This window comes from Mesorhizobium sp. B2-4-18, assembly GCF_006441385.1.
In the GTDB taxonomy this organism is placed as follows: Bacteria; Pseudomonadota; Alphaproteobacteria; order Rhizobiales; family Rhizobiaceae; genus Mesorhizobium; species Mesorhizobium australicum.
Window position 1 is genome coordinate 297,869 of sequence record NZ_VFUW01000002.1, and the last position, 16,837, is coordinate 314,705.

Here is a 16,837-nt window from a genome sequence, read left to right on the forward strand (position 1 = left end):
CATGTACATCGCCATGAACCGCTTCAAGGTCCAGACCGGCTCGGAGGGCAACTTCGAAGCCATGTGGAAGAACCGCGACTCCAGCCTGGCCGAGATGAAGGGTTTTCGCGAATTTCACCTGCTGCGCGGCCCGGTCAACGAGACCGAGGGCTACACGCTGTTCGCGTCGCACACGGCGTGGGCAAGTCACGATGATTTCGTCGCCTGGACCAAGTCGGAGAACTTCCGCGCCGCCCACCGGAATGTCGGCACGACGAAAGTCCACTATCTCGGCCACCCGCAATTCGAGGGTTTTTCCGTCGTCGAGGGCGCGTAGATGCCGACCTATGCGGCGGCCAAGAGGCTGGCGTTGCCACCCGCGGCGGTCGTGTCGACGCAGACCGCCCGCTCATGCGCATAAGCCGCCGGATAAAGCACCTCGCTGACCAGCGGGACGATCGGCCCGCTGCGCTCGGCGATGACCTTGCGCACGATGCGCGCCGCCTCGGGCGTGCCTGAAAAAGCAACCACATCGACCCGCAGCGAGCGCGCCTCGACAGGATCGGGGCGGCCGTCGATGGCCGCCAGCGGCAGGCCTTTGCCGGTCAATGCCGAGAGCGCCGCCGGTGCACCCGGTGCAACAGCCAGCACCGCATTGCCGGCGGCGAGCGCCTGGATGGTCTGCGCCAGCAGCGTGTCGCCGTCCGGCCCCAAGCACAGCACCCGGCCGCGCGGCGACAGCGACAGCGTGTTGGCCTCGCCGGTCGGCCCGGGCAGATCGACCTGGCCGAAATCAATGCTGGCGGCGGCTCCGATCGCGGCCGCGCCCTTGCCGCGAAGATGCTTCCTGAGGATGGCGACCCGGTCCGGCCGCGTCGACCAGCCGCCGAGAGCGGGATCGGGCAGATTGTCGGCCAGTTCGGTCGCCGTCACCTTATGGCCTTCGCCGACTTCCGTGCCCGCTTCAGGCCCTTTGCGGAAACGCCTGAGATAGTGCGGCCCGCCGGCCTTTGGCCCGGTGCCGGACAGGCCCTCGCCCCCAAATGGCTGCGAACCGACGACAGCGCCGATCTGGTTGCGGTTGACATAGATGTTGCCGGCATGGATGCCGTCGACGAAATGCTGCACCCGGCCTTCGATGCGGGTGTGCAGGCCGAAGGTCAGGCCGTAGCCCTTGCGGTTGATGGCGGCGATGACGCTGTCGATCTGGTCGGCGTCGAAGGTCGCGACGTGCAGCACCGGACCGAACACTTCGCGCTCCATCTCCTCGATGCCCTTGACCCGGAAGACATGCGGCGCGACGAAGCGGCCATCCTTGGGCGCCTCAAGTTTAGCGATCAGCCGGCCCTGCAGGCCCATCGTCGTGCAATAATCGCGGATCGAACTTTGCGCGTCATCGTCGATCACCGGACCGACATCGGTCGAAATCCGCCAGGGATCGCCGACATTGAGCGCCTCCATGGCGCCTTTCAGCATCTCCAGCATCTTCTTCTCGACGTCTTTCTGGACATAGAGCACGCGCAACGCCGAGCAGCGCTGGCCGGCACTCTGGAAGGCCGACGCGAGGATGTCACGCACCGCCTGCTCAGGAAGTGCCGTGGAATCGACGATCATGGCATTGAGGCCGCCGGTCTCGGCGATCAGCATGGCGTCCGGCGCCGCGGTCTCGGCCAATTGCTTTTCGATCAGCTTGGCGACCTCGGTCGAGCCGGTGAAGCAGACGCCGGCAATACGCGGGTCCGCTGTCAGCGGACCACCGACCGACGGGCCGTCCCCGGGCAGGAGTTGGATGACGTCTTCCGGCACGCCGGCCTCGCGCAGCATCTCGACGGCGCGGAAGGCGATCAGCGGGGTCTGCTCGGCTGGCTTGGCGATCACTGAATTGCCAGTGACAAGTGCTGCCGCGATCTGGCCGGTGAAGATGGCGAGCGGGAAATTCCACGGCGAGATGCAGACGATGGCGCCGCGCGCTTGCGTGCCCGTTTCGGCGTTCGCCGCCTCGGTGGCGTAATAGCGCAGGAAGTCGACCGCCTCGCGCACTTCGGCGACGCCGTCGGCCAGCGATTTGCCGGCCTCGCGCGTGGCGAGCGCGAAGAACTCGACGGCATTGGCCTCGTAAAGATCGGCGGCACGGTTGAGGATAGCGGCACGCTCGGCGACCGGGCGTTTTGCCCACGCCGGCTGCGCCTCGACAGCGATGCGCACGGCGGTTGCGACCTGCTTGGCGGCGGCCTCGTGAACCGTGCCGACCACCTCGGAAGGCTTTGCCGGATTGAGGATCGGGCGCTGCTTGCCGTAGCCGGCGGCGCGCGTGATCGGCTTGGCGTGCCAGCGATCGGGACCCGCAAATGCCGCTCTGGCCTGCTCGATATCAGCCAGCGTCACCGTGTCGGTGATGTCGAACCCCTTCGAGTTGCGGCGCCCGATCCCAAAGATCTGGGAAGGCCGGGCAATCGCCGGATTGGCGGCGGGACCCTGGCTTTCAACCGTTTCCAGCGGATCGCGTGCGATATCCTCCGGCTCGACCTCCTCGTCGGTCAATTGGTGCACGAAGGAGGAGTTGGCGCCGTTTTCCAGGAGCCTGCGGACCAGATAGGCCAGCAGGTCCGAATGCGCGCCGACCGGCGCATAGATACGGCAACGCGTGCCTTCGGCCTTGCGCACCGTTTCGTGCAAAGCCTCGCCCATGCCATGCAGGCGCTGGAATTCGAAGGTGTCGCGACTGTCAGCCATCGACAGGATGGCGGCGACGGTGTGCGCGTTATGGGTGGCGAACTGCGGATAGATGCGGTCGGTCATGCCAAGCAGCTTTTTCGCGCAAGCCATGTAGGAGACGTCGGTGTTGGCCTTGCGCGTGAACACGGGATAACCGGCAAGCCCGAGTGTCTGCGCCCGCTTGATCTCCGTGTCCCAATAGGCACCCTTGACCAGCCGGACCATGATGTTGCGATTATGCTTGTTGGCCAGGGCATAGAGCCAATCGATGGTGAAAGCCGCGCGCGGACCATACGCCTGCACAACGACGCCAAAGCCGTTCCAGCCGGCGAGTTCCGGCTCGGCCAGCACCCGCTCGATCACGTCGAGCGACAGGTCGAGACGATCCGCCTCCTCGGCGTCGATGTTGAGCCCCATCCGCGAATGCCGTGCGGCCAGGGCCAGCGACAACAGCCGCTCGGCCATCACAGGCAGCATCTCTTCCTTTTGCGCTTTTTCGTAGCGTGGATGCAGTGCCGAAAGCTTGACGGAGATGCCATGGTTCTGGCGGATATCTGGCCCGTTCGAGCCAGCATCGAGCGAGGAAATGGCGTCGGCATAGGCCTTGTGATAGCGCAGCGCGTCCGCCTCGGTGCGGGCCGCCTCGCCCAGCATGTCGAAGGAGTAGAGATAACCCTTCTGTGTCATCGGCCGGCCGCGCTTGACGGCTTCCGCGATCGTGCGGCCAAGCACGAACTGCTCGCCCATCTCGCGCATGGCGGCGGCCACTGCCTTGCGGATGACCGGTTCGCCCAGCCGGCGCACCATCGAACGCAGCGTGCCTTCGATACCGCCCTCACCTTCATCGAGCACGCGGCCGGTTAGCATCAGCGCCCAGGTCGAGGCGTTGACGAAGATCGAACTCGAACCGCCCGAATGCGCCGACCAGTCGTGCGGCGCGATCTTATCGGCGATGAGATCGTCCATCGTCTCTGTGTCGGGTACGCGCAGCAGCGCCTCGGCCAGGCACATCAGCGCCACGCCTTCCTTGGTGGAGAGGCCGTAGGCCGAGAGGAAGACTTCCATCAGCCGGGGATCGGACGAACCGCGCACCGCCCGCACCAGGTCGGCCGCACGCGCCGAGATCGCCTTACGGTCTCCGGCCGAAAGCCCGGCCGCCTCGGCTAATCGCTTAACCGCTGCGTCTTCGTCGGGCAAATAATTAGCGCGGATCTGCTGGCGGATGGCGTCGAGCGGCATGGCGGTCCTATGAGCAAGCACAAGGGAACGGGCCGGCGGTCACCGGACCGAATGGCGCAAGCTAGCACAAGTGCCAGATTTCAGGCGGTCTGAAAAAATCGACAGGGCAGCTCAATTGATCTATCATGTTTCCGAAAAATTGCTCATTCGGGCTGCAGTTTCGATGACAGAAGATCAATTGGACCGCATCGACAGGAACATCCTGTCGGCACTGGCCGGCAATGGCCGGCTTTCCATGTCGGAACTGGCGGTCAAGGTCGGCCTGTCGAAGACACCGGTGCAGGCGCGGGTGAAGCGGCTGGAGAAGGACGGCTATATCAGGGGATACCAGGCGATCATCGACCGCGAACGCATGGGCGAAGGCCATGTCGCCTTCGTGCAGGTGAAATTATCGGACACCCGATCCGCCGCGCTCGATGCCTTCAACCGCTCCGTACAAGCCGTGCCGGAAATCGAGCAGTGCCACATGATGGCGTCGAGCTTCGACTATCTCCTTAAGGTCCGCACGAAGGACATCGCCGCCTATCGCCGCGTGCTCGGTGAGCGCATCTCCGCCCTGCCCCACGTCGCCCAGACCTCGACCTTCGTGGCGATGGAGACGGTCAAGGACAGGTAACCTATTCCGATAGCGTCTTCAGGAACGCCACCAGTGCGGCGCGCTCGCGGTCCGAGAGCTCCAGCGGGTGAATTTCAGAACTGCCCTCGACGCTTGGCGCAGCCTTGGCATAGTGAGCGACGACCTCGTCGAGCGATGAAAACTGCCCGGCGTGCATGTAAGGCGGCCGCGTCGCCGCACCGCGCAGCGACGGCGTCTTGTAGGCGCGCACAAGTTCCGGCGCATCCTTGACCATGAAGCGCAGCTCGCCGCAGGCACTGGCCTCGCCATCGCGATAGGCTCCGAAGCAGTTGAACGGGTCGGCCTCGACCTGGGCCACCGCATCGACGCGCCCACGATCCGCCGGCAGGCCGGCAGCAGGCGGTACACCCGTGTTGTGAAAACCGTTGTCGCTGAAGCGCGGGCCGTTGTGGCAGCTCACGCAATTGGCCTTGCCGACGAAAAGTTTCAACCCAAGGATTTCCTCCGTGGAAAAGACGGCATCGCCTTTCGGCTCGGCGCCTGTCGCAAGGTCCAGCGCAAAGCGGTCGAAGCGTGTCGGTGCCGGCTCGATCGAGCGTTCGAAAGCGGCGATCGCCTTGCCGATATTGGCATAGACGCCGTTGATTGCGTCGCGCTGCGCATCGCTCATCGCGTTCCAGGCGGTTTTTTCGGCATCGCTTCCAAGCGGGCTGGCATTTGGCGGAATGCTGGACAAATCAGGCAATGGCCCGAAGATGCGCTCATAGCGTTCGCCGAAACGCGCCTTCATGTAATGCGCGTAGGCAGCACGGTTTCCCGCCTGTTCCAACGGGTTTTCGAGCGGTGTCAGCGCCTGCGCCCACAGGCTGTCGCGCCGTCCATCCCAGAAGAACCAGGGGTCGCGCGCCACGCCGGCCAGCGGCATGGTGCGCCGGTTGGTGTGGCCGACTCCGACCGCCTGCGGCAGGTCGTCCTGGAACTGCCGGTCGATCTTGTGGCAGGTCGAGCAGGACACCGTACCGTCGCGGCTCATCCCGACGTCGAAGAACAGCGTCGAGCCGAGCGCCGCCGCGGCCGGCTCATCGGCGAAGCGGTTGGTGGTATCAGGCTTCAGCGCCGGCAGCGTATTCAGCGCGAGCGATGCAATCGTCTTCTTCTCGGCATCGGAAAAATCCGGCTTGCCGCAACCGGCAAGGATGGCTGCCACCGTCAGTGCCAAAAAGCAGAAAAAGCGCCTCATCGACCGCTCACAGCACCACGTTGAACAGCACAGTGTCGGAGCCCGCGCCGGACGATATGGCGAAACGCAGTTGCCACCAGCCGCTCATGGTGAATTTCACCCCTTCGATGCGGTAGCGCCCCTCGCCTAGATAGTCGGTCGCCTGCGGGCTGGTCGGCAGACCGTGATTGTGTTGCGGCATGCCGCCGGAGATGGCAATCGCGGCTCGTTCCACCGAAGCCCCCGTCTTTGTCTTCAGCGTCAGTAGCCAGGATTCCAGTTCGCCCTGCCGCACGACGCCCCGTTCCGGCACGAAACTCGCTACGTACAACCCGTTGTCGGTTTTTTTCGTCCGCGAGACATCCGGGCCGGCGGGCTGTGCCGAATGCGGCGCGGTCAGATAAACGGCCGCGAGAACGCCGACCAGCAAAGCAGCCAGACCAAGACCTGCCAGGAGATAACGCCATAACGATGCCAAACCGGTTCCTCTCTCGCAGATAACGTCCTGCCGGGCGGATCGCATCCCGCCGGCCTGTGGGAAAACGCTGTGGCGGAAAAAAGCCTGCTTGCCAAGCATGGCGCTGCGTTCGGCAAAAAGCTACAGCACCGAAAGCACTGGAGGATTGCAGATGGTGGGAAACGGCGTCGCCTCGATCGGCGAATGCATGCTGGAACTGTCGGGCCAGACCGGGCCGAACTGGCGCATGGGCTTTGCCGGCGACACGTTCAACACGCTGTGGGCGCTGCATGCCCTAAGCGCTGACCGGCCGGCAACCTATGTCTCGGCCTTCGGCGACGACCCTTTCTCGCAGGGCCAGATCGACTTCTTAGCCGAAAACGGCATCGGCATCGGCTCCAGTCCGGTCATACCGGGCGCGCGCCCCGGCCTCTATGCCATCACGCTGACCGGCGCCGAGCGCTCCTTCACCTACTGGCGCGGCGACGCCGCCGCCAGGCAGCTCGCCTCGGACCCGGCGGCACTGGCGAAAAACCTGGAAAATCAGGCGCTTGTGTACTTTTCCGGAATCACTTTGGCAATTCTCGATGAGGCCGCGCGCCAGACGCTGCTGGCCGCAGTGGCAAAGGCGCGCGCGGCGGGCTCGCTGATTGCCTTCGATCCGAACTATCGGCCACGGCTCTGGCGCAACCGCGAGGACGCACAAGCAGCGATTGCCGGGGCGCTTGCGGTTACCGACATCGCGCTGCCGACGTTCCCGGACGAGCAGATGCTGTTCGGCGATGACACACCGCAGGCGACCGCCGAGCGCCTCGGGCAATTGGCCAAGGAGGTCGTGGTCAAGAACGGCGAGGCACCGGCGTTGATTGGCAAGGGTGGAGCGCTGCGGGAGGTCGCCGCAATCCACGTGCCTGCGCCCGTGGACACGACCGGTGCCGGCGATTCCTTCAACGGCGGCTATCTCGCCGCACGGCTTGGCGGGATTGCCCCGGCGGACGCTGTCCAGCGTGCGCACCGCGTCGCCGCCGCCGTCGTGCAGGTCCGCGGCGCATTGGCGCCGTTCGAGACGCTACGGGCGGCGTTCGGCCAGTCCTGAAAAAGTCAGCCCTGCCGGAACCGATATTCCGTCACGTGGTGGTAGATCGCGCCAGGCCATAGCGTCGCCTGCGGGAAATACGGCCGGTTCGGCGCGTCGGGCCATATCTGCGGCTCCAGACAGAAGCCGCTGAAGGCCTTGTAACCCCGCCCTTCCAGGCCGGTGCGTGGCGTCACATATTGCCCGGTATAAAGCTGGACGCCGGGCTCGGTGGTCCAGACTTCCATCTCGATGCCGGAACTCGCCCCTTGCACCCAAGCTGCCTGCTTGAGCGGACCGCGCGCCGCGGCCAGGCAGAAATTCTGGTCGTAGGGTAACTGTTCGCCCTCGGTCTCCATGCGCAGCGGCCGCGCCTGGCGAAAATCGAAGGGCGTGCCGTCGACCGGCTTGACCACGCCGGTCGGGATCATGTCGCCGTCGACAGGCAGATAGGCGCCGGCGTTCAGCATCATCCTATGGTCGAGAATGTCGCCGGCACCGCCATCGTCGAGGTTGAAATAGGAATGCTGGGTGAGATTGCACGGCGTCGGCTCCTCGCAGGTCGCCGTCAGTTCGACGCTGAGCGTGCCGGGAATTTTCAGCCGGTAGGTGCAGGTAACGTCGAGCGCTCCGGGAAAGCCCATCGCGCCATCGGGATCATGCAGCGTCAGCGTGACGAAGTCCCTGCCGTGCAGCGAAACCGTCCATGGCCGGTGGGAATAGCCTTGCGAGCCGCCATGCAGCGTATGCTTGTCCAGGAAATTGCGCTCGGTCTGATAGCGGTTGCCGCCAATTGTGAAACGAGCGTCGCCGATGCGGTTGGCGTAGCGCCCAACAACCGCCCCGAAGAAGCCAGTATCGGTCTCATACGCTTCCAGAGTGCTGTAGCCGAGAACCAGCGGCGCATCATGCCCGGCCAGGCGCAGGTCCTGGACGATGGCGCCGAGCCCGATGATGTTGGCGGTGAGGCCGCCACCCCTGATCGTGAAGCGGCGGACCGGTTCGCCTGCCTGCGTCGTGCCGAAAACCTCGCCGTCCTTCATCATCATGCCCGCAAACGTCAGTGGATCCAAAGGACTTCGGCTGGTTCTTCAGCCTCGAGGCAGGTTTACGAGCCTGCCACAAGACTAGCCTATCAGAGGCCGAGGCCGCCGATGCACACATATTTGGTATCGAGGTAATCCTCGATGCCCTGATGTCCGCCCTCCTTGCCAAGTCCGGATTCCTTGACGCCGCCGAACGGTGCTTCAGGTGTGGTGATCAGCCCTTCATTGACGCCGACCATGCCGTATTTCAGGCCTTCCATGACCCGGAAGGCGCGGCCGAGATCGCCGGTGTAGAAGTAGCAGGCAAGGCCGAACTCCGTGTCGTTGGCGAGTGCCACGGCCTCTTCCTCGGTCTCGAACTTGAACACGGGAGCGACCGGCCCAAAAATCTCTTCCTTCATGAAGCGCATTTTCGGCGTCGCGTTGGCGATGACCGTCGGCTGGAAGAACGAACCGCCGAGCGCGTGGCGCTTGCCCCCGGCGACGACCTTGCCGCCCTTTGCCGTGGCGTCGGCAATCAGCTCCTCGACCTTCTCGACCGCCTTCTCGTCGATCAGCGGCCCCTGCTGGACGCCCTCTTCCAGGCCGGAACCGACCTTCAGCCCGTTGCTGGCCGCGGCGAGTTTCTCGACGAACTTGTCATAGACGCCGGCCTGGACCAGGAAGCGGTTGGTGCAGACGCAGGTCTGGCCGGAATTGCGATATTTGGCGGTGATAGCGCCGGCCACGGCACGTTCGATATCGGCGTCGTCGAAAACGATGAACGGCGCGTTGCCGCCGAGTTCCATCGATACCTTCTTGACGGTCACCGACGATTTCTGGATCAGGATCTTGCCGACTTCGGTGGAGCCGGTGAAGGTGATCTTCTTGACCAGCGGATTGGCGCAAATCTCGTCGCCGATCTCACCGGCGGCGCCGGTCAGGATGTTGACGACGCCCTTGGGAAAGCCGGCTTCCTCGGCAAGCGCCCCCCAGGCAAGGCCGGAATACGGCGTCTGCGAGGCCGGCTTGACGACAGCGGTGCAGCCCGCGGCAAGTGCGGGACCGAGCTTGCGGGCCAGCATCGAGGACGGGAAATTCCACGGCGTGATGGCGGCGATGACACCGACCGGTTCTTTCGTCACCAGGATGCGGCGGTCCGCCCATGGCGAGGGCACGACATCCCCATAAGTGCGGCGGCCTTCTTCGGCGAACCACAGGATGTAGGCGGCAGCCGAACCGATCTCGCCCTTGGACTCGAACAGCGACTTGCCCTGCTCGATGGTGAGCAGTTCGGCCAGCACGTCCTGATTGTCCATCATCGCGTCATGCAGCTTGCGTAGCAGCTTCGAGCGCTCGAGCGCGGTCGTCTTGCGCCAGGTTTTGAAAGCTTCATCGGCGGCCTCGATGGCGCGGCGAGTTTCTGCCTTGCCCGACTTCGGTACGGTGCCGATCTTGAGGCCTGTAGCCGGATTGTTCACATCGACCGTCTGGCCGCTGTCGGCCTGCACCCATTCGCCGTTGATGAGATTGGCCTGCCGCATGAAATGGCTGGTTTTCTGAAGCATGGTCTAGCCTCCGTTCGGCGCTCACGGGCCGCTATCTGGATGTCTTCGGTAAAGCGCAGGCAGGGCCCCGCGCTGGAGCCATTGCTCTTAACCTAGGGAAAGCCCCGCAAGCAATCGCAAGATGGCATATAGGGGTTGGACCAGCACAAGACGAGCGCGTTGGCGTACGGCGTCGCCAACCTTATCCGAAAACATGCAGGACAACCGTCAGCCAGAAAGCGGTGGTGATCGCCGCGCAGGCCGTGGCGATGGTCATCTGGTTCGATGCCAGCGCCTGGCCGGTGTTGAACTGCACCGCGATGAGATAGGAATTGATGCCGGAGGGCAGCGCCGCCACCACAACCGCCACCTTGGCGGTCAGGGGCGGCAGGCCGAGCAGCCAGACGAAGGCAAGAACCAGTGCCGGCATCAGGAACAGTTTGAGCGCCGAAAGCGCCAGCGCCGGCCGGACATTGCCTGATATCCCGAAGCGGCGCAGGCTGAGCCCCATGGCAAACAGCGCCACCGGCCCGGCCGTATCGGCCAATGCATCCACCAGGCGCATGGCGAGACCAGGCAGCGGCACGCCGCTGAGCCGCCATGCCAGGCCCAGGACAATGCCGATGATCAGCGGATTCATGAACAGCCGCCTGAGGAAACTTCTGATAACGCGCAAGGGATGCACGTGTTCGCCGCTGCCGCGCCCGAACATCTCGAACAGCACGATCGAAGCCATCATCATGATCGGCAGATGCACCGAGACCAGCAGCGACAGCACTTCGAAGCCGCTCGGACCGAATATGCCAAGGATGAAGGGAGCGCCGAGCAGCACGACGTTGGAGTAGGCAGACGACACCCCGCCGACGACCCCGGCGCGCGCATCGCGACCGAAGATCCGCGTGGTGACGACATGGCCGACGGCCCAGGTGATCGCCACGGCGGTGAAATAGGCACCCCATAGCGGCCATGGCGCCACGCCATGAAAATCGGCATTGACCATGGTCTGGAACAGGAGCAGCGGCATTGCCACCGAGACCGCGAAGTCGGATATCCCCTCGCCGCTCGCCGGTCTCAAATAGCCCGAGAGCCCGGCGAGATAGCCGAGCGCGACAAGACTGAAGACGAACAGGACGGTTTCGGTAAGCGGAGACATTTTTCAGGGATAGGCGAGCCACGGTCGCTGCGCAATCGCACCCGATCATGCTGCTCGATGCCTGCCGCACCAATCCGTTTCCTGCCGATGCCATGGTGCGGCGCGCGCCAAACCGCCTCGGCCGAGCCGATCGGAGCTGGCGGGCTGGAACCGGTGCGCGGCGACCAGCCCGAATACCTCAAGGCGATTGCCTTCTTCGATAATGCCAAACAGGGCTTTACCGAAGCCGGCTACACGATCCCCATCCCGCTCACCGATCAGAAGATCGATCTGGTGAAGCAGCGCCAAAAAGTGAGGCGTGAGACGCGGCTGACGCCCGGCTTGTCTTTGTGCCTGCTTTCCAATCCTTATATGCGAATGGTTGGAGCCCGACACGGGAGCATGGAAGGGTGGCGATGATCCGGTTAGCCTTGGCATTGTTCCTGCTTGTCGTCCCCGCCGCCGCGCACGCGACGGACGCCGGCTGGGCGCTGCTGCGCGATGGCGGCCATGTCGTGCTGCTGCGCCACGCCATGGTCACCGGCACCACCGACCCGGCCAATTTCGACATCGGCAATTGCGCCACCCAGGTCAATCTGTCGGCGCGCGGCAAGCAGCAGGCAAGCAAGATCGGCGCCCTGTTTGCCGCCCGCGCGGCTCCCATCGAGCGCATTCTATCCAGCCGCTATTGCCGCTGCCTCGACACCGCGCGCACCGCCTTCGAGGCCGAGCCGGAGCTGTTCGCACCGCTCGATCTCCTGAAGGGTGACGATGCGCAGAAAGCAGCGCAGATCGCCGCCATCATGAAGGAAATCCGCGCCTATTCCGGCTCCGACAATCTGGTCCTGGTCACCCATCTCGAAAACATCGTGGCGCTGACCGGCGTGTCGCCGCGCGAAGGCGAAGCAGTGGTGGTCGAGCCGCAAGGCGCCGGCTTGCGCGTACTCGGCCGCGTCACCTTCTGAGAACCACTGCTCCCGAACGCGGGCACGGCAATGAGTGTTGCCGAAATGCCACCGCCGAAAGAAGCCGCGAATTCGGTACGACAATGTCGCTTGCGACAACCCGTCGCAGGGGCTATAGGCGCGCTCCCGGTCACGAAAACCGAAGCGAGCACAACGGTTGGAGCTTTCGTCTCCGCCCGTGCAGACGGCTTTGCCGCCCTGTATACGGCGCCGCTTTGGGGATTGGGATCGCGGATGTAGCTCAACTGGGAGAGCGCCGGACATAATCCGGAGGTTGTGGGTTCGAGTCCCGTCGTCTGCACCACGGATAGCTCAGTTGGTAGAGCATCAGACTCATAATCTGATTGTCGAAGGTTCGATTCCTTCTCCATTGGCTCGATAAGCCAGCACCCTGCCAGGTGTTATCTGAAACGGTCCGGGGACTGGAATGCTGAAGACGTGACGGACGGCCGAGGCCTTCGGGCCAGGACGTATCGAAAGGTCCGATGCCATCGGCTCGCGGCCAGGCTCGCGGTGATGGTCAAGGCGCAGTGTCGCCGGCAAGGGAGGCTCGCCTCCGGCGCCCGCTTCGCTGCCCCTCGATCCGCTCCCGCAGGCCCGCCGCGCATCGATGCCACCAGTCCCCGGATCATTCGTGTCCGGAATTGGAAGTGAAACGAGAAACGAAGGGAAGATCGACGCATGACGTGACGCCTCGCATGGGGCCATGCCCGACAGGAGTAAGACAATGACTATTCTCGATACAGTTCTTGGGCGCGAGCGCGTCCTCGTTAGGGAAAACGAACGTGCCCTCACTCTCTACAAGGGAGAGATCAAGGCTGTCCTGCTGCCGGGTGAGCACTGGCTCGCCAACCGGGACCAGAGCCTTGAGGTGTCCCGGCACGATCTGAAGAGCCCGGAATTCGTTTCGGCGTACGAGAAGGCGTTGTTCGACAAGCTCCCGGACGTGGCCGCGCGTCATTTCACCGTCGTGCGCACCGGGCGCACGGAAGTTGCCGTCATCGAGCGTGACGGCAACCTGCATTCCGTGCAGGCCCCCGACCGTAAGCTGGTACTGTGGACCGATGCCGGACCGTGGAAGGTGACGGTGATCGACACCTCGGCCGATCTTGCCATCGATCCGGCTGTCATGCGCCGGCTCGGCCAGGCTCGGAAGGCGGAATTGATGTCCGTTCACCCGGTTGTCGACGGCCAGGCCGGGCTGCTGTTCATCGACGGTGTCCTTGTGCGGACGCTTGCCGCTGGCGTGCACGGCTTCTGGAACGTCGGACGGATGGTGCAGATCAAGGTCGTCGACCTCAAGCGCCAGTCGCTCGATGTCGCCGGGCAGGAAGTGCTGACCAGGGATCGCGTCACGATCCGCGTCAACATCGCGGCCGAATACCGGGTCATCGATCCGGTCAAGGCGGTGAGCGCGGTGAAGGACTTCTCCGAGTCCCTCTACCGCGCCCTGCAGTACGCGTTCCGCAAGACGCTGGGCGCGCTCACGCTCGACCAGATCCTCGAAAAGAAGGTGACGGTCGACGAGGAAGCGGCGGCCAAGGTCCGTGCCGACATGGCCGAGATCGGGGTCGAGGTCAGCGATATCACGCTCAAGGATGTCATCCTGCCGGGTGAGATGCGCGAGATCCTCAACCAGGTGGTTTCGGCCGAAAAGCAGGCCGAGGCCAACGTCATCCGCCGCCGCGAGGAGACGAACGCCACGCGTTCCCTGCTCAACACGGCCAAGGTGATGGCGGAGAACCCGGTGATGCTGCGGCTGAAGGAGCTCGAAGCTCTGGAAACCATCGCCGGCAAGGTCGAGCGACTGACCGTCCACAACGGAACGGGCGGGCTGCTGAACGACCTTGTCAAGCTCCGCGACAGCTGAGCTTACGTAGCGTCAACGGAAGGGCCGCCGGGTCGACCGGCGGCCCTTCTTGCGTTTCCTGGGCATCCTACCCATCTGCGCCCGGCTTAACAGGCCTTTTCCTGCCGGGAAAAACCGATTAGACAGCGCCCAAACGAATGCGGACAGATTCCGCCCGCAAAGAAGGAAAAGCCCCTTGTCTACAACGTTCGACAAAGTCGCCAAGATCATTGCCGACACCAGCGAGATCGATATCGACACCATCACGCCCGAGAGCCACACCATTGACGATCTCGGCATCGACAGCCTCGACTTCCTGGACATCGTGTTCGCCATCGACAAGGAATTCGGCATCAAGGTGCCGCTGGAAAAGTGGACCCAGGAAGTCAATGACGGCAAGGCTTCGACCGACGATTACTTCGTCATGAAGAACCTGTGCGCCAAGATCGACGCGCTGGTTGCCGCCAAGACCGCCTGAGGTCATCAGGGCGCGTGACTTGACGCGCTCCGTCACCTGACCCACAAAGCCGCTCATGAGCAGCCCCCACCACGTCGTCATCACAGGTATCGGCCTTGTTTCCTCGCTGGGGGAAGGTCCCGACGCCCATTGGCAAAAGCTGGCGCAACCGGGCCGGGAGCCGGTGCTCGAGGCCGGGCGCTTCGCGCCCTACACGGTTCATCCGCTGCCCGAGATCGACTGGAACCTGCAGATCGCCAAGCGCGGCGATCAGCGGCAGATGGAGACATGGCAGAGGCTCGGCACCTATGCCGCGGGCCTCGCGCTCGACGACGCCGGCATCAAGGGCAATGACGAACTCTGCACCACCATGGACATGGTTGTGGCGGCCGGCGGCGGCGAGCGCGACGAAGCGGTCGACGCCGACATTCTAGCCGCTTCGGAAAACCGCAACGACCGCGACGTGCTGCTCAACGAGAAGCTGACCACCGAATTGCGACCGACGCTTTTCCTGGCGCAGCTTTCCAATCTGCTCGCCGGCAACATCTCCATCGTCCACAAGGTGACCGGCTCGTCCAGGACCTTCATGGGCGAGGAAGGCGCTGGCGTCGCCGCCGTCGAGACGGCAGCCGCGCGCATTCGCTCCGGCCAGTCGACGCACATCCTGGTCGGCGGCGCCTTCCAGACGGAACATTCCGACATGCTGCTCGGCTACGAGCTGGCCGGTTACCTGCATCGCGGCCCGTGGAAGCCCGTCTGGCAAAGGCAGGGCGCCGAGGGCGGCGGCGTGGTCTCAGGTTCCGGCGGTGCCTTCCTGGTGCTTGAGCAGCGCGAACACGCGGCAAGCCGCGGACGCAAGATCTACGCTGAACTCGGCCCCGTCGTCTCCGGCCGCGCCAGGCGCGCGCGCGGAGAACTCGACGCCGAGATCGCTCTCCTGCTCAAACAGGCGCTGCCGCTGAACGGCAAGCTGCTCGCCATGTCGGGAGCATCAGGCGCGCATGCGGCAACATCAGCCGAAAAGGCGGCGCTCGACGCCAATCCGGCGATATCGGCGCGCGGTTTTGCAACGTTGACCGGGCACATGAAGGAAGCGCAGTTTCCCTTCGCCGTGGCGCTGGCGGCACTGGCGGTCGACCGCAAGGCCGCCTACCCTGTCTTTGACGCCACTGCCGAAAAGCCGTTTGAAGGCATTCCCGCGAGCGTCCTTGCAACGGCGATCGGCTATCACCAATTCGAGGGCGTGGCGCTGGTCAACGCCGCTTGAGGCGGCGTCTGGCGAACGCACTGCAGAGATAAGAGGGCTCCCGGATGGCCAATTTCAGAGATCACATGGGCAGGCCCGTCGTTGCCGTTACCGGTATCGGGGTGGTGACCTCGCTCGGCGTCGGCAAATCAGACAATTGGGGCGCGCTGACCTCGGGCAAGTCGGGCATCCACCCGATCACCCGCTTTCCGGTCGATCACCTCAACACACGTATCTCCGGCATGGTCGATTTTCTGCCGTCGAGTTCCAGGGGGGCAAGCCTTCTCACCTATGAACTGGCGGAAACCGCGGCTCAGGAGGCTGTTGGCGAAGCCGGCCTGAATTCCGGCGATTTCGGAGGCCCTCTCTTCCTCGCCTCGCCGCCGGTCGAACTCGACTGGCACGATCGCTTTTCGCTCTACAATTCCGACAAGCAGGATTCCGGCGCCGAAAGGCTGCTGCGCGTGGCGCGCGGCCTGAAGGAACTCGATCTCTTCGAAACCACCCAGTTCGGCTCGATCGCCGACCGGCTAGCCAACCGGTTCGGCACGCGTGGCCTGCCGATCACGCTCTCGACGGCTTGCGCCTCCGGCGCCACCGCCATCCAGCTCGGCGTCGAGGCGATCCGCCGTGGCGAATGCGACCGGGCGCTGTCGATCGGCGCCGACGGCTCGGCGACCGCCGAGGCGCTGATCCGCTTCTCGCTGCTGTCGGCTCTCTCCACCCACAACGACAATCCGGAAAAGGCTTCCAAGCCGTTTTCCAAGGACCGTGACGGCTTCGTGTTGGCCGAGGGATCCGGCGCTCTGGTGCTGGAATCGCTGGAGGCGGCGCTTGCCCGTGGGGCCGCCGTTCTCGGCATCCTCAGCGGCTGTGGCGAAAAGGCCGACGATTTCCATCGCACGCGCTCCAAGCCGGATGGATCGCCGGCGATTGCCGCTGTCCGGGCCGCACTTGCGGATGCGGGTCTCGGCGAAGACGAGATAGACTATGTCAACGCACACGGCACCTCGACGCCGGAAAACGACAAGATGGAGCACCTGTCGCTGTCGACGGTGTTTGGCGAGCGCATCGGCTCGATGCCAATCTCGTCCAACAAGTCGATGATCGGCCACACGCTGTCGGCGGCGGGCGCTGTCGAAGCGGCGTTTTCGTTGATGACGATGCGCGAAAGCGTCATTCCTCCGACCATCAACTATGACAATCCTGACCCGGCGATCGTGCTCGACGTCGTGCCGAACAAGAAGCGCGATGCGCAGGTTCGCTCCGTTCTGTCGAACTCCTTCGGCTTTGGCGGCCAGAACACTTGCCTTGTCATGGCGCGGGAACCGGTCTAAGCGAGCCCTTTCCGCTTA

Annotated in this window: 15 protein-coding genes and 2 tRNA genes; 11 read left to right on the forward strand and 6 right to left on the reverse strand. The window is 64.2% G+C overall.

Annotated features, from left to right (window positions below; genetic code table 11):
* Window position 1: 1 nt before the first annotated feature.
* A complete protein-coding gene (locus FJ527_RS04985) occupies window positions 2-316 on the forward strand; it encodes an antibiotic biosynthesis monooxygenase (protein WP_015317479.1) in 315 nt (104 codons plus the stop codon).
* Between the two features lie 8 nt (window positions 317-324).
* On the opposite strand, the gene putA is transcribed toward FJ527_RS04985, so the two are convergent.
* Window positions 325-3,933, reverse strand: a complete 3,609-nt coding sequence (gene putA, locus FJ527_RS04990; protein WP_140821999.1) for a bifunctional proline dehydrogenase/L-glutamate gamma-semialdehyde dehydrogenase PutA — start codon at window positions 3,931-3,933, stop codon at window positions 325-327.
* Between the two features lie 163 nt (window positions 3,934-4,096).
* Between putA and FJ527_RS04995 the strand changes: the two genes are divergently transcribed.
* Window positions 4,097-4,549 carry an Lrp/AsnC ligand binding domain-containing protein gene (locus FJ527_RS04995; protein WP_015317477.1) on the forward strand — a complete coding sequence of 151 codons (453 nt, stop codon included), beginning with the start codon at window positions 4,097-4,099 and terminating at the stop codon, window positions 4,547-4,549.
* Window position 4,550: 1 nt separating this feature from the next.
* Here the strand turns inward: FJ527_RS04995 and FJ527_RS05000 are convergent, their stop codons facing one another.
* Window positions 4,551-5,750, reverse strand: a complete 1,200-nt coding sequence (locus FJ527_RS05000) for a cytochrome c peroxidase (RefSeq protein ID WP_140661082.1) — start codon at window positions 5,748-5,750, stop codon at window positions 4,551-4,553.
* Between the two features lie 7 nt (window positions 5,751-5,757).
* On the reverse strand, window positions 5,758-6,207 hold the full coding sequence (locus FJ527_RS05005) for a FixH family protein (protein WP_041163818.1): 450 nt from the start codon (window positions 6,205-6,207) through the stop codon (window positions 5,758-5,760).
* A 151-nt stretch (window positions 6,208-6,358) separates the two neighbouring features.
* On the opposite strand from FJ527_RS05005, the gene FJ527_RS05010 reads away from it, so the two are divergent.
* Entirely contained in the window at window positions 6,359-7,282 is a 924-nt protein-coding gene (locus FJ527_RS05010) for a sugar kinase (protein ID WP_140822001.1), read from the forward strand.
* 5 nt (window positions 7,283-7,287) lie between these two features.
* Here FJ527_RS05010 and FJ527_RS05015 read toward each other — a convergent pair whose 3' ends face one another.
* From FJ527_RS05015 to FJ527_RS05025, 3 genes are all read right to left on the reverse strand, one after another.
* Entirely contained in the window at window positions 7,288-8,310 is a 1,023-nt protein-coding gene (locus FJ527_RS05015; protein WP_140661080.1) for an aldose epimerase family protein, read from the reverse strand.
* Between the two features lie 86 nt (window positions 8,311-8,396).
* Window positions 8,397-9,854, reverse strand: a complete 1,458-nt coding sequence (locus tag FJ527_RS05020) for an NAD-dependent succinate-semialdehyde dehydrogenase (RefSeq protein ID WP_140822002.1) — start codon at window positions 9,852-9,854, stop codon at window positions 8,397-8,399.
* Window positions 9,855-10,035: 181 nt separating this feature from the next.
* Window positions 10,036-10,986 (reverse strand): AEC family transporter, encoded by a 951-nt coding sequence (locus FJ527_RS05025; protein ID WP_140822004.1) that lies wholly within the window; start codon window positions 10,984-10,986, stop codon window positions 10,036-10,038.
* Between the two features lie 57 nt (window positions 10,987-11,043).
* Here FJ527_RS05025 and FJ527_RS05030 point away from each other — a divergent pair, with 57 nt between their 5' ends.
* The 8 genes from FJ527_RS05030 to FJ527_RS05065 all read left to right on the forward strand — a co-directional run bounded on the left by FJ527_RS05030 (window position 11,044) and on the right by FJ527_RS05065 (window position 16,819).
* Window positions 11,044-11,385: a hypothetical protein gene (locus FJ527_RS05030; protein ID WP_140822006.1), complete on the forward strand. Its 342-nt coding sequence runs from the start codon at window positions 11,044-11,046 to the stop codon at window positions 11,383-11,385.
* Window positions 11,382-11,930 (forward strand): histidine phosphatase family protein, encoded by a 549-nt coding sequence (locus tag FJ527_RS05035; protein ID WP_140822008.1) that lies wholly within the window; start codon window positions 11,382-11,384, stop codon window positions 11,928-11,930. The genes FJ527_RS05030 and FJ527_RS05035 overlap by 4 nt, the downstream gene beginning before the upstream one ends.
* A gap of 230 nt (window positions 11,931-12,160) precedes the next feature.
* Window positions 12,161-12,234 (forward strand) — tRNA-Tyr (locus tag FJ527_RS05040).
* Window position 12,235: 1 nt separating this feature from the next.
* A tRNA-Met gene (locus tag FJ527_RS05045) sits at window positions 12,236-12,300 on the forward strand.
* A gap of 357 nt (window positions 12,301-12,657) precedes the next feature.
* A complete protein-coding gene (locus tag FJ527_RS05050) occupies window positions 12,658-13,800 on the forward strand; it encodes a slipin family protein (RefSeq protein WP_181166281.1) in 1,143 nt (380 codons plus the stop codon).
* 175 nt (window positions 13,801-13,975) lie between these two features.
* On the forward strand, window positions 13,976-14,257 hold the full coding sequence (locus tag FJ527_RS05055; protein WP_010909964.1) for an acyl carrier protein: 282 nt from the start codon (window positions 13,976-13,978) through the stop codon (window positions 14,255-14,257).
* A gap of 55 nt (window positions 14,258-14,312) precedes the next feature.
* Window positions 14,313-15,503 (forward strand): beta-ketoacyl-ACP synthase, encoded by a 1,191-nt coding sequence (locus tag FJ527_RS05060; RefSeq protein ID WP_140822010.1) that lies wholly within the window; start codon window positions 14,313-14,315, stop codon window positions 15,501-15,503.
* 44 nt (window positions 15,504-15,547) lie between these two features.
* Window positions 15,548-16,819 (forward strand): beta-ketoacyl-ACP synthase, encoded by a 1,272-nt coding sequence (locus FJ527_RS05065; RefSeq protein ID WP_140822012.1) that lies wholly within the window; start codon window positions 15,548-15,550, stop codon window positions 16,817-16,819.
* Window positions 16,820-16,837 lie beyond the last annotated feature (18 nt).

Coding starts and splice junctions, on each gene's coding strand:
- FJ527_RS04985 (WP_015317479.1), top strand. CDS start 2: ATGTACATCGCCATGAACCGCTTCAAGGTCCAGACCGGCTCGGAGGGC.
- putA (WP_140821999.1), bottom strand. CDS start 3,933: ATGCCGCTCGACGCCATCCGCCAGCAGATCCGCGCTAATTATTTGCCC.
- FJ527_RS04995 (WP_015317477.1), top strand. CDS start 4,097: ATGACAGAAGATCAATTGGACCGCATCGACAGGAACATCCTGTCGGCA.
- FJ527_RS05000 (WP_140661082.1), bottom strand. CDS start 5,750: ATGAGGCGCTTTTTCTGCTTTTTGGCACTGACGGTGGCAGCCATCCTT.
- FJ527_RS05010 (WP_140822001.1), top strand. CDS start 6,359: ATGGTGGGAAACGGCGTCGCCTCGATCGGCGAATGCATGCTGGAACTG.
- FJ527_RS05015 (WP_140661080.1), bottom strand. CDS start 8,310: ATGATGATGAAGGACGGCGAGGTTTTCGGCACGACGCAGGCAGGCGAA.
- FJ527_RS05020 (WP_140822002.1), bottom strand. CDS start 9,854: ATGCTTCAGAAAACCAGCCATTTCATGCGGCAGGCCAATCTCATCAAC.
- FJ527_RS05025 (WP_140822004.1), bottom strand. CDS start 10,986: ATGTCTCCGCTTACCGAAACCGTCCTGTTCGTCTTCAGTCTTGTCGCG.
- FJ527_RS05030 (WP_140822006.1), top strand. CDS start 11,044: ATGCCTGCCGCACCAATCCGTTTCCTGCCGATGCCATGGTGCGGCGCG.
- FJ527_RS05035 (WP_140822008.1), top strand. CDS start 11,382: ATGATCCGGTTAGCCTTGGCATTGTTCCTGCTTGTCGTCCCCGCCGCC.
- FJ527_RS05050 (WP_181166281.1), top strand. CDS start 12,658: ATGACTATTCTCGATACAGTTCTTGGGCGCGAGCGCGTCCTCGTTAGG.
- FJ527_RS05060 (WP_140822010.1), top strand. CDS start 14,313: ATGAGCAGCCCCCACCACGTCGTCATCACAGGTATCGGCCTTGTTTCC.
- FJ527_RS05065 (WP_140822012.1), top strand. CDS start 15,548: ATGGCCAATTTCAGAGATCACATGGGCAGGCCCGTCGTTGCCGTTACC.